The sequence below is a fragment of the Actinomadura sp. SCN-SB genome (assembly GCF_043906805.1).
Classification (GTDB): domain Bacteria; phylum Actinomycetota; class Actinomycetes; order Streptosporangiales; family Streptosporangiaceae; genus Spirillospora.
This window is the reverse complement of sequence record NZ_JBIMPP010000008.1, coordinates 25,381-39,472: the sequence shown is the minus strand read 5'-3', so window position 1 is coordinate 39,472 and position 14,092 is coordinate 25,381. Positions and strand designations below refer to the sequence as shown.

General features: G+C 72.4%; 12 protein-coding genes. 6 read left to right on the top strand and 6 right to left on the bottom strand.

What is annotated here, in order from left to right; all coding sequences use genetic code 11:
• Positions 1-58: 58 nt before the first annotated feature.
• Positions 59-442, top strand: a complete 384-nt coding sequence (locus ACGWYJ_RS07340; RefSeq protein ID WP_395104886.1) for an STAS domain-containing protein — start codon at positions 59-61, stop codon at positions 440-442.
• Between the two features lie 58 nt (positions 443-500).
• On the opposite strand, the gene ACGWYJ_RS07335 is transcribed toward ACGWYJ_RS07340, so the two are convergent.
• From ACGWYJ_RS07335 to ACGWYJ_RS07315, 5 genes are all read right to left on the bottom strand, one after another.
• Positions 501-1,280, bottom strand: coding sequence for an SGNH/GDSL hydrolase family protein (locus ACGWYJ_RS07335; RefSeq protein ID WP_395104884.1), 780 nt, complete (start codon positions 1,278-1,280; stop codon positions 501-503).
• A 123-nt stretch (positions 1,281-1,403) separates the two neighbouring features.
• Positions 1,404-2,024, bottom strand: a complete 621-nt coding sequence (locus ACGWYJ_RS07330) for an ATP/GTP-binding protein (protein ID WP_395105011.1) — start codon at positions 2,022-2,024, stop codon at positions 1,404-1,406.
• A gap of 40 nt (positions 2,025-2,064) precedes the next feature.
• On the bottom strand, positions 2,065-2,520 hold the full coding sequence (locus tag ACGWYJ_RS07325; protein WP_395104882.1) for a DUF742 domain-containing protein: 456 nt from the start codon (positions 2,518-2,520) through the stop codon (positions 2,065-2,067).
• A gap of 28 nt (positions 2,521-2,548) precedes the next feature.
• Complete coding sequence (locus ACGWYJ_RS07320) at positions 2,549-3,004, bottom strand: roadblock/LC7 domain-containing protein (protein WP_285695306.1); 456 nt, start codon at positions 3,002-3,004, stop codon at positions 2,549-2,551.
• On the bottom strand, positions 3,001-6,318 hold the full coding sequence (locus ACGWYJ_RS07315) for a nitrate- and nitrite sensing domain-containing protein (protein ID WP_395104880.1): 3,318 nt from the start codon (positions 6,316-6,318) through the stop codon (positions 3,001-3,003). Before ACGWYJ_RS07315 ends, ACGWYJ_RS07320 begins: the two co-directional genes overlap by 4 nt.
• Positions 6,319-7,163: 845 nt before the next feature.
• Between ACGWYJ_RS07315 and ACGWYJ_RS07310 the strand changes: the two genes are divergently transcribed.
• The 5 genes from ACGWYJ_RS07310 to ACGWYJ_RS07290 are packed head-to-tail and all read left to right on the top strand — an operon-like array spanning position 7,164 to position 12,231.
• Positions 7,164-8,150 carry an ABC transporter substrate-binding protein gene (locus ACGWYJ_RS07310; protein WP_395104878.1) on the top strand — a complete coding sequence of 329 codons (987 nt, stop codon included), beginning with the start codon at positions 7,164-7,166 and terminating at the stop codon, positions 8,148-8,150.
• 22 nt (positions 8,151-8,172) lie between these two features.
• Positions 8,173-8,976, top strand: a complete 804-nt coding sequence (locus tag ACGWYJ_RS07305) for an ABC transporter permease (protein ID WP_395104876.1) — start codon at positions 8,173-8,175, stop codon at positions 8,974-8,976.
• Complete coding sequence (locus tag ACGWYJ_RS07300; protein ID WP_395104874.1) at positions 8,973-9,827, top strand: ABC transporter permease; 855 nt, start codon at positions 8,973-8,975, stop codon at positions 9,825-9,827. Before ACGWYJ_RS07305 ends, ACGWYJ_RS07300 begins: the two co-directional genes overlap by 4 nt.
• Positions 9,824-11,437: a benzoylformate decarboxylase gene (gene mdlC, locus ACGWYJ_RS07295; RefSeq protein WP_395104872.1), complete on the top strand. Its 1,614-nt coding sequence runs from the start codon at positions 9,824-9,826 to the stop codon at positions 11,435-11,437. Before ACGWYJ_RS07300 ends, mdlC begins: the two co-directional genes overlap by 4 nt.
• Positions 11,425-12,231: an ABC transporter ATP-binding protein gene (locus tag ACGWYJ_RS07290; protein WP_395104870.1), complete on the top strand. Its 807-nt coding sequence runs from the start codon at positions 11,425-11,427 to the stop codon at positions 12,229-12,231. The genes mdlC and ACGWYJ_RS07290 overlap by 13 nt, the downstream gene beginning before the upstream one ends.
• A gap of 87 nt (positions 12,232-12,318) precedes the next feature.
• On the opposite strand, the gene ACGWYJ_RS07285 is transcribed toward ACGWYJ_RS07290, so the two are convergent.
• On the bottom strand, positions 12,319-14,070 hold the full coding sequence (locus ACGWYJ_RS07285) for a bifunctional 3'-5' exonuclease/DNA polymerase (protein WP_395104868.1): 1,752 nt from the start codon (positions 14,068-14,070) through the stop codon (positions 12,319-12,321).
• Positions 14,071-14,092 lie beyond the last annotated feature (22 nt).

Sequence of the window (14,092 nt, the reverse complement as noted above, 5' to 3'; positions counted from 1 at the left end):
ACATGGAAAGCGTCCTGGGATTCCTCTCACGGGCGCCCGGCCGGAGGGGAACCTCCCCGTGGACCCCCTGACGGTGACCGCGCGCCAGGCCGACGACCGCACGATCGTCGAACTGCGGGGCGAGCTCGACGTCGCCAACAGCGACGACCTGCGCGAGCGGCTGCGCGCGATCCGCCGCTCGCACGGCGAACGGCTGGTCCTCGACCTGTCCGGCCTGGAGTTCATGGACTCGCACGGCCTGTCGGTGATCGTCGGCTGCTACCAGGCGGCCGTGGCCGCCGGCGGCGACGTGGCGCTGGCCGCCCCGCAGCCGGTCGTCCGGCGGAACCTGGAGATCACCGGCCTGCACCGCAGGATCACCGTCGCCGGGACGGTGGAGGAGGCGCTGGCCGCTCAGGACCCCTTTCCCACGTCGGACCCTCCGGCGACAACCCGTCCCTAGGGTCGTCCCGGGCCTCCCGTCACGGCGCTCCGCGAGGGAGCGTCGCTCACAGCGGCACTCACAGCGGCAGCGGTGTCGGGCGCTTGGGGCCGCGGCCGTCCCCGGACGAGCGGCCGGTGGCGCGGCGCCCGATCCACGGCAGCAGGTACGTCCTGGCCCAGTAGATGTCCTCGCGGCGCAGGGTCAGCCAGCCCACCGTCTCGGCGGGCGGCCATGGCTCGCGCCAGTCGCCCGTCACCGGCACGCCGAGGCGCTCCGCGACCAGCAGCGCCATCCTCCGGTGCCCCTCGGGCGACAGGTGCAGCCGGTCCTCGTGCCAGGCCCGCGGGTCGTCGAAGACGCGCAGCGCCCACAGGTCCACCACCTCGCAGCCGCGCACGTCGGCGATCGCGCGCAGGTGCATGTTGTACGTGGCGGCCTTGCCGCGGATGCGGTGCCCCGAACGCAGGCCCCGGGTGTCGAAGCCGGTGAAGATGACCACGCGGGCGCCGGCGGCGCGCAGCTTGCGGACGGCGTCGTCGAAGAGCACCGCCAGCGCGTCCGGGTCGGCGCCGGGCCGGATCATGTCGTTGCCGCCGCCGCACAGCGTCACCAGGTCCGGCCGGAGGCCGACGGCGGTCGGCACCTGCTCGTCCACGATCTGGCGGAGCAGCTTGCCGCGCACGGCCAGGTTGGCGTAGCGCAGGTCAGGGTCGTGCTCGGCCAGATGCTCGGCGAGCCGGTCCGCCCACCCGCGGAAGCGGTCCTCCTCGCCCGGATACGGGTCGTTCAAGCCTTCGGTGAAGCTGTCCCCGATGGCGACGTAGGTTCCCACGGACAGCCGCTCCCGCGCCCCCATTGCACCACCTTGAGTGTGTTGACGGTCTTGACCCCATTCGTCGTGATCAATGATGCATCGTACACACATCCCTACGCGACCGTAGGGAGGCGTCAGGGGTCTGACGGGGGCGGGGCGGCGGGCTCAGGTCCAGGTCGGGGACGTCCTCCCCATCGCGCCGCCCGCGGACGCCGGCCCGTCCAGCCGACCGGCCGGGGCCGCGCCGCCCGCGTGCATTCCGATGGCGTGCTTGACCAGCGTGATGAGCACCTGCTTCGTGGACTCGCGGCTGCGCGCGTCGCACTGCAGGATCGGGACGTGCGCGCTGATCGACAGCGCCTCCCTGATGTCCTCGGACGCGTACGGGAACTCGCCGTTGAAGCCGTTCACGCCCACCACGAACGGCAGGCCGAGCTCCTCGAAGTAGTCGACGGCGGCGAAGCAGTCCTCCAGCCGCCGGGTGTCCACCAGCACCACCGCGCCGATCGCGCCCTTGACCAGGTCGTCCCACATGAACCAGAAGCGGTGCTGGCCCGGCGTGCCGAACAGGTACAGGATCAGTTCCGAGTCCAGCGAGACCCGGCCGAAGTCCATCGCGACGGTGGTGGTGGTCTTGTCCGGCACCGCGGACAGGTCGTCCACCTCGGCACTGGCCGCCGTCATGACCGCCTCGGTGGTGAGCGGCATGATCTCCGACACCGAGCCGACGAAGGTGGTCTTGCCGACACCGAAGCCGCCACCGACGACGATCTTCACAGAGGTCAGCTCGCCGTCCCCGCCCGGCCCGGCCGGAGGCGGTGCCTGATCAGAGGTTCCGAAGGCCACTGAGAACCCTTTCTAGAAGGCGGAGGTCCGGCTGCGCGCCGGCGGGACGCGACTGGTGCAGGCGCAGCAGTCCTTCGAGGCACATGTCGGCGATCAGCACCCTGGCCACGCCCAGCGGGATCTTCAACAGGGCCGACACCTCGGCCACCGACCGCGCGGACCGGCACAGGTCCATGATCGCCCGATATTCCGGTGTCAGCCCCGCCACGTCCCGCGGCGGGTAGGGCGCCGCGGTGACCAGGGCCTCGACCGCCAGGTCGTACCGCGGCCGGGTGCGGCCACCGGTCACCGCGTAGGGCCGCACCAGTGAACTGGCGTCGGACTCCTCGGCCGAGCCCCGTCCCCGTAGGGGGTCACCCGGCCACCGGGGCGGTCCACCACCACCCGGACCCGGCGGACCGCCTGGACCGGCTCCCCATGGACTGCCTCGATCCATCTCGCCGACCTCCGTCAGAGTCAAATGATCAATAACGGGCCGGCCCCGTGCCCATCTCCGGTACCGCCGGTCCGCCGTAGGGCGGCTGCTGCTGGTCGCCCGCGCTCCGCAACGCGGGGGTCAACGCCCGGCCGACCCGCTCGACCAGCAGCGTCATCTCGTAGGCGACCAAGCCGAGGTCGCAGTCGGACGCGGCCAGCACGGCGAAGACCGAGCCGTTGGCGATGGACATCACGAACAGCAGCCCGCGGTCCATCTCCACGACGGTCTGGCTCACCCCGCCGGCGTCGAAGATCTTCGCCGCGCCCTGGGTCAGGCTCATCAGCCCCGACGCGATCGCCGACAGCTGATCGGCCCGCTCGGGCGGGAAGCCCGCCGAGTACGCCATCGGGAGCCCGTCGGAGGACACCACGACGGCGTGCGCGACCTTGGGCACCCGATCCGCGAAATTGGTCACCAGCCAGTTGAGATCCTGCCCGCTCACCGGGCGCCTCCGTTCCCACCCTCGTCCTGCGAGGGAGACTCACGATCACTACCAGCCACCGGACCGCCCGCGGCCCTGTCGCGCGGCGAGCCGTCGCCTCCGGACACGGCGTCCTCGCCGGACCCGGACGGTCCCGACGGGCCGCGTGCCTCGGTGCGCCCACGGCGGACGCCGCTCTGCAGGCTGGCGAACCGGCTCCGCACCACATCGGCCGACAGGGCCGGTGGCGCGCCGCGCGGCGCCTCCTCCGCCGGCGCCGGCGGAGCCGCGGCCGCCTGCGGCTGCTGCGGCGGTACCTGGGGGCGGCGGGGCGTCACCGCGCCCGGCACCCGGTTCCTTCCGGGCACCCGCTTGGGCAGGCCCGCGGACGTGCGCTTGCCGGCCACCGGCTCCCGCGCCGCCTCGGCGGCCCGGAACCCGGCGTCGGCTGGAGATTCCCAACCCTTCACGGGATCCTCACTCGGTGTCTGATCGGTCCGGCGCTGGAACCACTCGGACTGCATCGCATCGAAGATCGGCGAGCGTTCCCGCATGCCGGGAGGAGTGGCCCGTTCGGGAGCATGCTCGTCCTGGGCCTGCGAAGGCAAGTCCTGGTCGGCGGGCATCCTGTCGCGGGCCGAGCCGTGCGGGGTCTGCGCCGGTGCCCCGTCGCCCGGCCGGCCGTACCCGGAACCGGCCGGCTCCGGCACGTCGATCGGCCCGGTCACCCAGGTGGGACGCGACTGAGGTCCGGTGTCGGGAACGGCCGGCTGGGCCTCGGGGACCGCGGGCAGCGGTCCCGTCCGCCAAGGCTCGCCGCCCTGGCGCTGGCCCTGTCCGGCCTGGGACGGCGGCTCGGGCATGTCGGGACGGACCGGGGGCTGCCGCATGGGGTGCTGGGCACCCGGCTCGCGCACGGGGAGGCCGCCGTCCTGCATGGTGTCGTCCGGCTGCTCCTGCTCCTGGGAGCGCCGCCGTCCCGGCAGGGCGCGGAAGCCGCGCAGCCCGCGCGGGCTCTGCCGCGGGCCGGACTCCTGCTCCTGCGCCGGGGGCGGCATCGGCGCGGAGTTCTGCTGCCGCGGGCCGGGGCCGTTGCCGTACGCGCCACGGTCGAAGCCGGAGTTGGAGTTGTCGTAGCCGTCGTAGCCGGCGTGGTTGTACGGGCCGCTGTCGAAGCCGGATCCGTCGTAGGCCCCGTTCTCGTAGGCCGGCGAGGGAGGACCGGGCGGCGGACCGTACCCGTCACGGGACGGCCCCGTGGCCAGGCGGGGACGGCCTGGGGGGTAGTCGCCGGCCGGCTCGCCCGGACGGTACGCGCCGCCCGAGGTGATCGCGGGCGTGGCGGGGGCCGCGATGGCGGCGTACTCCCCGGTGCGCGGGACGTCCTCCACCTGGCCGGGGATCGGCCCGGTGAACCCGCGGGTGCCGACGCCGCCGTGCTCGCTCGGGCTGACCACCGCGTCCGGCAGCACCACGAACGCGGTGAGCCCGCCGGCCTGGGCGCCGCGCAGCTCGACCCGGATGCCGTGCCGGACCGCCAGACGGCCGACCACGAACAGGCCCATGCGGCGGGCGGCGGAGAAGTCGATGACGGGCGGGTTGGCCAGCCGCCAGTTCGCCTCCTCCAACTGGTCGGGCGCCATGCCCACGCCGTTGTCGGTGATCTGCAGCATCGCGCCGCCGCCGCTGAGCATCTGCCCGGAGACGGTGACGCGGGTGTGCTCGGCGGAGAACACCGTCGCGTTCTCCACCAGCTCGGCCAGGAGGTGGACCAGGTCGCTGACCACCGGGCCGGCCACGGTCATGTCGCCGTGCACCCGCAACTGCACCCGCTCGTACTGCTCGACCTCGGACAGCGAGGCGCGCACCACGTCGATCAGCGGGACCGGGCGGTTCCACCGGCGCACCTGCTCCTGGCCGCCGAGGACCAGCAGGTTCTCGTTGTTGCGGCGCATACGGGTGGCCAGGTGGTCCAGCCGGAACAGGTTGGCCAGCTGGTCCTCGTCGCGCTCGGTCTGCTCCAGCTCCTCGATCAGCCGCAGCTGCCGCTCGATCAGCGACTGGCTGCGCCGGGAGAGGTTGACGAACATCGCGTTGATGTTGCCGCGCAGGACCGCCTCGTCGGCCGCCAGCCGCACCGCCTCCCGGTGGACCTCGTCGAAGGCCCGGGCCACCTGGCCGATCTCGTCGGTGGAGTCCACGTCGATCGGCTCCACCTCGATGCCGTCGGCCGCGGCCTCCGGATCTCGCAGCCGGTCGACCAGGCCGGGCAGCCGGGTGCCGGCCACCTCCAGCGCGCCGGCGCGCAGCCGCTGCAGCGGGCGCACCAGCGACCGCGCCATCAGCGATGTGACCAACAGCACGATCACCAGCAGCAGCGCCACGGCCGCCGCCTCGATGATGGCCGTGGTGCGCGCGTCGCTCTTGGAGTCCCCGCTCAGCGAGACGATCTCCTCGGCGACCGACCGCTCGACGCCGCGCATCTTGTCGAGCATGGCGGTCATCGACTGCCGGATCAGCTCCCTGGAGGCCGGCGCGGAGAGTCCCCTGGGCAGCAGCCCACCGGTGGCGGAGGCCGCCGACAGCGCCCGCTGCCGCAGGTCCCTGGCCTGGTCCACATCGGTGCCGACCACGGTGTCCTCGAACCGCTGCCGCTGTTCGAGCGAGGCCGCGGAGCGGAAGGCGGCGATCTCGCTGTCCTCCTGCGCGCGGGCCGCCGACAGCGCCTCCAGCTCCTCGGCCGCCAGCCGACCGGTCCGCGAGCCGATCATCAGCAGCGCGCGCTCGCGCGACACGCCGTCCTTGGCGCGGGCCAGCGCGCCCAGCGCACGGCTGGACGCGGCGAGCCGGTCGTCGGCCACGTTCTGGGAGATCCCGTCGAGCATGCCCACCAGCTCGGAGACGGCCTCGGAGTACTTCTCCAGCACCGTGAACGCGGGCACCTTGCTCTCGGTGGCCAGCGAGCGCAGCGCCTCGATGCCGTCCAGGCGGCTGATCACGAGCCGCGCGTCGTTCACCGCCTCGGTACCGAACGAGCCGTCCACCTCGGCGGCGGCGGTGCGCAGCCGCGCGACCGTCGCGTCCGCCTTGCGCTGCTGGTCGCGCAGCGCGCGCAGCAGGTCCGGGTCGCGCCTGGCGGTGATGTACTCCACAGAGGCGTCGCGCTCGGCGGCGAACTCGTGGACGAACGCGGTGATACCGAGGCCGAGTTCGGCCATCCGCTCCACCCGCCCGTACGCGTCCGCGCGTCCCGTCGACTGGGAGATCCGCACGCCACCGAGCACCACGGCGGTGACCGTCGGCACCAGGATCAGCACGATGAGCCGCTGCGGCACGCGCCAGTTGCGGAGCCGGAGCCGTCCGGACCGCCGGGTCTTGGGGGCCGGCCGAGCCTCAGGCCGCACAGGCCTGGGGCCGCCGTCGCCGGCCGTGTCGCTCGGTTGCATCCGCCGTTTACACCCTCTCCGTCACAATGCCGCGGCCATACATGCGGTGCGCCGCCGCCGATGTGCGTGCGGGGAACAGTCTCTGGCCTACAGCGCTCGACATTGCAGCACATCCGTCGATGTGCCGCAAAGGACACTGGAAGACTCCCTGAAGTCCGGCAAGCCATTCATGTTTTCATGTCCTCCTGTCCGGTTTACCGAACACGTCTCGTCACTCAGAGTGAGTGGACACTTGGTGTTCATGCCGGTACGTACCGTGATGACCCGGCGGTACCACCCGCCGGTCACCGCCCGCCCACCCCGTCTGATCTCGGGAAAGGATGTCGCGATAACTCTGTGAAATGAACCGGCTATCCACCGCGACGATCTTCCGTGAATGCGCTCCGCAGTTCCCCGAATACGGTCCCGGCCATATCCGGCGACGCCGGCGGACAGAAATCGCCGGTGCCACTCCGGGGACAACCGAGGGGCACGGCGCGGCCGGGCCCGCACGGGGGTGCTCCCGGGCCGCCACCGAATCCGCAGCGATCTCATTGATCACAATCGTCCCACAGGACACAAGACAGTCACACGATTCCGGACAACTCACGCATGCCGGTCAAGGTCCGATACGCTCCCGGCTACGCCTGATCAACTGAGGCGCGGTGCGAACCGGTGGACGCCGCCATCAGCGGCCGCCCGGCTCGACCCCCCGCTCGCCGCGCAGCCAACCCCCTGTCGAGTTAAGGAGTGCCATGAGGCAATCCGGACGTTCACGACGTCTTTCCCTAGTTCTCGGTGCTCTCGCCCTGGTCACGTCCATGGTGACCGCGTGCGGAGACTCCGAGTCCTCGGGCTCGGGCGACCTGGAGAAGGACACCGTCACGGTCGCCGCCCTTCCCCTCGTCGACAGCGCGGCGATCTACATCGCGCAGAAGCAGAAGCTGTTCGAGGCCGAGGGCCTCAAGGTGGAGATCAAGCCCATCGCCCAGAGCATCGCGGCGCTCCCCGCGCTGGCCAAGGGCGAGGTCGACTTCATCTCCGGCGCCAACTACGTCTCGTTCCTGGCGGCGCAGGAGAAGGGCACGCTCAAGCTGAGCATCGTCGCCGAGGCCGCCACCCTGACCCCCAACATGGTGAACGTGGTGGTCAACCCCGACTCGCCCATCAAGACCATGAAGGACCTCGAGGGCAAGAAGGTCGCGGTCAACATCCTCAACAACATCCAGTCGCTGACCCTCGACGCGATCTTCAAGGCCAACAACATCGACCCCAAGAAGATCCAGTACGTGTCGGTGCCGTTCCCGCAGATGGGCGCCGCCCTGCAGAAGAAGCAGATCGACGCCGCCAGCATCGTCGAGCCGTTCCTGTCCGACGTCCAGAAGAAGGCCGGCGCCAGGGTCGTGGTCAACGGCGGCGCCGAGCCCGTCACCAACATGCCCCTGAGCGGCTACGTCAGCACCCAGGACTTCACGTCCAAGCACCCCAAGACCACCGCGGCGTTCCAGCGGGCCATCATCAAGGCCCAGCAGGCCGCCGCCAGCGACCGCAAGCGGGTGGAGGAAGTCCTGCCGAGCTATGCGCGCATCGACCCGCAGGTCGCCTCCGTGATCACGCTGCCCGGCTACCCGACCTCCCTCAACGCCACCCGGATCCAGCGCGTCATCGACCTCATGACGGCGGCCGGCCAGCTGCAGCAGAAGCCGGACGTCAAGTCCCTGCTGTTCCAGTCGACGGCCTGACCTAGGGAATCACGATCAGTTCATGACGATTCAGTCGACGCCGCCCCGGCGGCTCTCCCGCACCGGCACGTGGGTGCGGGGAGCCGTCGGGGTGGCGGTTCTTTTCGCCGCCAGCGAGGCGCTGGGCAGGGCCGGGATCGTGGACCGTTCCTACCTGCCGCCCGCCTCGGACGTGGTCGTCCGCGCCGCGGAGCTGGCCACGGACACGGAGTTCCTGTTCAACGTGCGGGTCACGCTCACCGCCTGGGCCCTGGGCCTGCTCTCCGCCATCGCGATCGCGGTGCCGCTGGGCCTGCTGCTGGGCAGCGTCCCCGCCGTCAACACCGCCACCCGCGCCATCGTGGAGTTCCTCCGCCCGATCCCCTCGGTGGCCCTGATCCCGCTGGCCGCGCTCCTTTTGGGCTCCGGCCTCGAGATGGAGGTGCCTCTCATCATCTACGCCTCGAGCTGGCCCATCCTCTTCAACACCATGTACGGCCTGGACGAGGTCGATCCCACCGCCAAGGAGACGCTGCGCAGCTTCGGCTTCGGGCGCATGCAGGTCCTGCTGCGGGTCTCGCTGCCCAGCGCCGCCCCGTTCATCGCCACCGGGATCCGCCTCGCCGCGGCGATCGCGCTGATCCTGGCCATCGGCACCGAGATCCTCTCCGGCTTCGGGGACGGCCTCGGCACCTTCATCGGTGAGGCGGGGATCACGCTCAACGGCGTCGAGGACGTCCTGGCCGGCACCGTCTGGGCGGGCTGCATCGGCCTGATCATCGACGCCGCCCTGGTCCGCGGCGAGCACCGCGTGTTCCACTGGCACCACGCTAGGCAGGCGTCATGACAGCGGCCACCGTCACGTCGCGAAGCGCCGCCGGACGGGACGCCGGACGGGTGCGCGCCCTCACGGTCGGCGTGCTCCAGCGCTGGCTGCCGCTGGCGATCCTGGTGGTGTGCTGGGAGGCGGTCACACGCACCACGACCAGCGCGTACTTCCCGCCGCCCAGCGACATCGTGAAGGCGATGCACGAGCTGTGGTTCACCGGACCGGCGAGCAGCCTGTTCCTCAACGAGGAGGCCACCGGCAACATCCTGCCCAGCCTGGGACGGCTGGCGCTGTCGCTCTTCCTGTCCGCGCTCGCCGGCATCGCGCTGGGCATCGTGCTCGGCCGGTCCGACCAGGCGATGGCCTATTTGAACCCCGTGCTCCAGTTCGCCCGGGTGATCCCGCCGCCGACGCTGGTGCCGGTGTTCGCGGTGCTGTTCGAGTTCGGCACCCAGATGCAGGTCGCCTCGATCATCTTCAGCGCGATCTGGCCGATCCTGCTCAACACCGCCGACGGCGTGCGCTCGGTCGACCCGGTGCAGGCCGACACCGCGCTGGTGTTCCGGCTGTCGCGGACGGAACGGCTGCGGTACCTCATCGTTCCGTCGGCACTGGTCAAGATCTTCGCGGGGCTGCGGCTCGCGCTGTCGCTCTCGCTGATCCTCATGGTGTTCTCCGAGCTGCTGCCCGGCACCTCCAACGGTCTCGGCTACGAGCTGACCAACGCCCAGAGCCAGTCGGACGTCCCGACCATCTGGTCCGTCATCGTCCTGCTCGGCATCCTGGGATACCTGTTCAACACGATCCTCCTCGCGGTGGAGCGGCGCGTTCTGGCCACCCACCGGGGGGCGCGAAAGGCGGCTTCATGACGACCGGCTTCACGGTGCGCGACGCGTTGTACGACTTCTGCCGGCGGACCGGGATGACGACCGTCTTCGGGAACCCCGGCTCGACCGAGCTGCGGATGCTGCGCGGCTTTCCCGACGACTTCACCTACGTGCTCGCCCTGCAGGAGAGCGTGGCGGTGGCCGCGGCGGCCGGCCACGCCCTCGGCACCGGACGGGCCGTCCTGGTCAGCCTGCACTCGGCCGGCGGCGTCGGGCACTCGCTCGGCGCGGTGTTCAACGCCTACCGCGACCGGGTCCCGCTCGTGATCATCGCCGGGCAGCAGAACCGCGCGCTGCTGCAGACCCGCCCGTTCCTCGGCGCGGACGAGCCGGCGACCTTCCCCCGCCCGTACGTGAAATGGAGCCGGCAGCCCGAGCGCGGCGAGGACGTGCCCGCCGCGCTCGCCGAGGCGTACCGGGTGGCGATGACGCCGCCGCGCGGACCGGTGTTCCTGTCGGTGCCCGAGGACGACTGGGACCTGCCCGCCGAGCCCGTCGCCGAGCGGACGGTGCACACCGGCTTCACCGCCTCCCCCGAAGCGCTCCGCGAGGTCGCCGACGCGCTCAACGCGGCGGCGAACCCGGTGCTCGTGGTGGGCTCCGGGGTGGACGACGAGGGCGCCATGCCGGTGGTGACCCGGCTCGCCGAGCGCACCGGAGCGCCGGTCTGGATCAGCCCGCTGTCGGGACGGTCCGGGTTCCCCGAGGACCACCGGCTGTTCCGCGGCTTCCTGCCGCCCGTCCGCGACCAGGTGCGGGCGCGGCTCGAAGGCCACGACGTCATCCTGGTGCTCGGCGCGCCCGTCTTCACCTACCACGTCCACAACGAGAACCCCGGGCCGGTCGTCCCCGAGGGGTCGCGGCTGTTCCATCTCGACTGCGACCCGGTGCAGACGGCCTGGGCACCGGTCGGCACCAGCGTCCTCACCACCATCCAGGCCGGCGTGTCCGGGCTGCTGGACCTGGTGGACGAGGCCGAGCGCCCGGCGCCCGAGCCGCGGGAGCGCCTGGCCGCGCCACCCGCCACCGACCCGCTGGACGCCGGTCTGGTGTTCGAGTCGCTGCGAGAGCTGATGCCCGCGGACGCCATCGTCGTCGAGGAGGTCCCCAGCTACCGGGACGACTTCCACGCCCGGTTCCCGATCTCCCGGTCCGGCGGGTTCCTCACCACCGGCAGCGGCGCGCTCGGCTGGGGCCTGCCCCTGGGCGTCGGACGCGCCCTGGCCGCCGGTCCCGGCGAACGCGTGGTCAGCCTGATCGGGGACGGCTCGATGATGTACTCGATCCAGGCGCTCTGGACGGCCGCGCAGCACAACGCGCCGATGACCGTCATCGTCCTGAACAACCACGGCTACGGCGCGGTGAAGGCGCTGGGCCGCAGGATCCAGATCCCGGCGGTGCCCGGCTGCGACATCCGCGACCTCGACTTCGTCCAGGTCGCCGCGGGCCTGGGCGTGCCGGGACGGAGAGTGGACGAGGCCGCGGCGCTCAAGGCGGCACTGGCCGAGGGGCTGTCCCACGAAGGCCCGTTCCTCCTGGACGTCGGCGTCGCCGGCGACGAATCGGCGATGTACGAGCCATGGGCGAGGTGAGCGGCATGCTGGAGATCACCGGGCTCGGGCACTCCTACGGGTCCCACCGGGTGCTGAACGACATCAACCTCAAGGTCGCGCAGGGCGAGCTGGTCAGCATCGTCGGCCCGTCCGGCTGCGGCAAGTCCACCCTGCTGCGCTGTATCGCGGGGCTCATCCAGCCCACCGACGGGGGGATCGTCCTCAACGGCACGCGCACCCAGGGCGTGCCGGACGACCTGGCCGTGGTGTTCCAGGACTACAGCCGTTCGCTGTTCCCCTGGCTCACCGTCCGCGACAACGTGGCGCTCCCGCTGCGGCGGCGCGGCATGGGCAAGCAGGGACGGCGCGCCGCCGCGCAGCAGGCGCTGGAGTCGGTCGGCCTGGGCGACGCGGGACGCAAGTACCCCTGGCAGCTGTCGGGCGGTATGCAGCAGCGCGTCTCCATCGCCCGCGCCCTCGCCTACCGGCCGTCCCTCATGCTGATGGACGAGCCGTTCGGCTCGGTGGACGCGCAGACCCGCGAGGACCTGGAGGACCTGGTGCTGCGCGTGCACCGCGACGCGGGCATGACGATGCTGCTGGTCACCCACGACATCGACGAGAGCGTGTACGTGGGCGACCGTGTCGTCGTGCTGGCCCGCAACCCCGGCCGCATCGCCGCCGAGCTGCCGGTGGGGCTGCCGTCCATCCGCGACCAGATCGAGACGCGGGGCATGCCCGAGTTCGTCCGGCTGCGGACCGAGGTGGGACGTCTGGTGCGCGGCGGCGCCCAGGCCGATCCCGTGGCCACGGACGACCTCAACACCCACTGAAGCGCCACCCGTTGGAACACCACCCCTGAGCGGCATGCCGGCCGGCGCGTCCCCCGCCGACGCCGGCCGGCATGCTTTCCCGCCCCGTCATTTGGCGTCGGCGTAGGAGCCGACGATCGCGATCCCCATGGGGAACACGACGGGAGTGCGGCCGAACAGCAACCTTCCCGCCTCTTCGGCGGACGCGTGCACGGCGGCGGCGACGTCCTCGGCGAGCCCGTCCGGGGTGTGCACGATGACCTCGTCGTGCTGGAAGAAGACCAGGCGGGGCGGTCCCAGCTCGGCCAGCCTGCGCCGCAACGTGGCCAGCAGGATCAGCGCCCATTCCGCCGCCGTGGCCTGCACGACGAAGTTGCGGGTGAAGCGTCCCCTGCTGCGCAGCGCCTGCGCCGCGGTGACGGTGTGGGAGCGGTCGTCCTCCGGTGACGGCGTGTCGCCGTCACCGTCCCCCGCCGTGGTGAGGCGGCGCCAGCCGTCCGAGGGCGGCGGGCAGGTGCGGCCCAGCCGCGACCGTACGAGGTCACCGCGCTCGCCCGCGCGGGCCGCCGCCTCGACGTAGTCGAACGCCTGCGGAAACCGGCTCCTGAGCACGGCCAGCAACCGCACGGCCTCGCCCGTGCCGCCCCCGTACATCGCGGACAGCAGCGCGATCTTCGCCTGGTCGCGCGCGCTGCGCTCGCCCGTCGCCGTGCCGCGGAACGCCTCCGACAGCGCCTCGTACAGGTCGCCCTGGGCGGCGGCCGCCGCGAACGCGCGGTCGCCCGCCAGCGCGGCCAGCACCCGCGGCTCAAGCTGGGCGGCGTCGGCCACCACCAGCGACCAGCCGGGGTCGGCGACCGCGGCCTTGCGCAGCACGCGCGGGATCTGCAGCGCGCCGCCGCCGCTGGTGGCCCACCGGCCCGACACCACCCCGCCGACCACGTACTCGGGACGGAACCGTCCGCCGCTGACCCACGTGTCCAGCCACGACCAGCCGTGCGCCGTGTGCAGCCGCGACAGCTCCTTGTACTCCAGGAGCAACGGCACGGCCGGGTGGTCGATCCTTTTCAGCACATGCGCGCGGGTGGAGGTGACCGGCAGCCCGACCGAGGCGAACGCCTTGAGGATCTGCGCCGGGGAATCCGGGTTGACCGGCGTCCGCAACCCGAACGCCTCGCTGATCCGGTCGGCGAGCGCCTGGAGCCTGCGCGGCCGCATGCCGCCGGTCGGCCGCGGCCCCAGCAGCTCGGTGAGCACGGCGTCGTGCCGCTCCGCCGACCAGGGCAGGCCGTCGTGGCTCAGCTCCGCCGCGACCAGCGCGCCCGCCGACTCGGCCGCCGCGAGCAGCGCGAACCCGGGCAGCTCCGCCATCCGCCGCCGCTGCTCGGCGTGGACGGCGACGACCTGCTCCAGCTCGTCGTCCCCGGCGTGCGCGGTACGGTCACCGGCGCGCGCCCCCGGCCCCTCGGTGACGTCATCGGCGACATCGTCGAACAGGAGACCCTGGGGCTGTGCCTCCCGGGGCGGCGGTGGGTCGGCGGGAACGGGAAGCCCGTGCAGACGCGCCCACGCGGCCCGCACGGAGCGGGGCTCGCCATGCCGGCCCGCGTGCCCCAGCAGCAGGCCCTCGACGAGCTCAAGGTCGTGGCAGCGCGCGACCCGTACACCGGCGTCGAGGAGCGCGGGGTAGAGGCGCGCGGTGGACGGCCACACCCAGCGCGGCGCGTCGGCGCGCTCGCGGTCGGCGATCGCGGCGACCAGGTCGGCGACGGTCTCGACGGGACCGGCGGGCGCCCCGCGGTCGTCGAGACGCCGCAGCGCTCCGCCGCCGTCCCGCCCGGCGGCCACCGCGATCCTCACCGGGCCATTCTGACCCGGGGCA

What these genes read in the sequence shown, in the direction of transcription:
- ACGWYJ_RS07290 (WP_395104870.1), top strand. Translation starts at nt 11,425, where the DNA reads ATGGGCGAGGTGAGCGGCATGCTGGAGATCACCGGGCTCGGGCACTCC.
- ACGWYJ_RS07305 (WP_395104876.1), top strand. Translation starts at nt 8,173, where the DNA reads ATGACGATTCAGTCGACGCCGCCCCGGCGGCTCTCCCGCACCGGCACG.
- mdlC (WP_395104872.1), top strand. Translation starts at nt 9,824, where the DNA reads ATGACGACCGGCTTCACGGTGCGCGACGCGTTGTACGACTTCTGCCGG.
- ACGWYJ_RS07310 (WP_395104878.1), top strand. Translation starts at nt 7,164, where the DNA reads ATGAGGCAATCCGGACGTTCACGACGTCTTTCCCTAGTTCTCGGTGCT.
- ACGWYJ_RS07325 (WP_395104882.1), bottom strand. Translation starts at nt 2,520, where the DNA reads ATGGATCGAGGCAGTCCATGGGGAGCCGGTCCAGGCGGTCCGCCGGGT.
- ACGWYJ_RS07335 (WP_395104884.1), bottom strand. Translation starts at nt 1,280, where the DNA reads ATGGGGGCGCGGGAGCGGCTGTCCGTGGGAACCTACGTCGCCATCGGG.
- ACGWYJ_RS07300 (WP_395104874.1), top strand. Translation starts at nt 8,973, where the DNA reads ATGACAGCGGCCACCGTCACGTCGCGAAGCGCCGCCGGACGGGACGCC.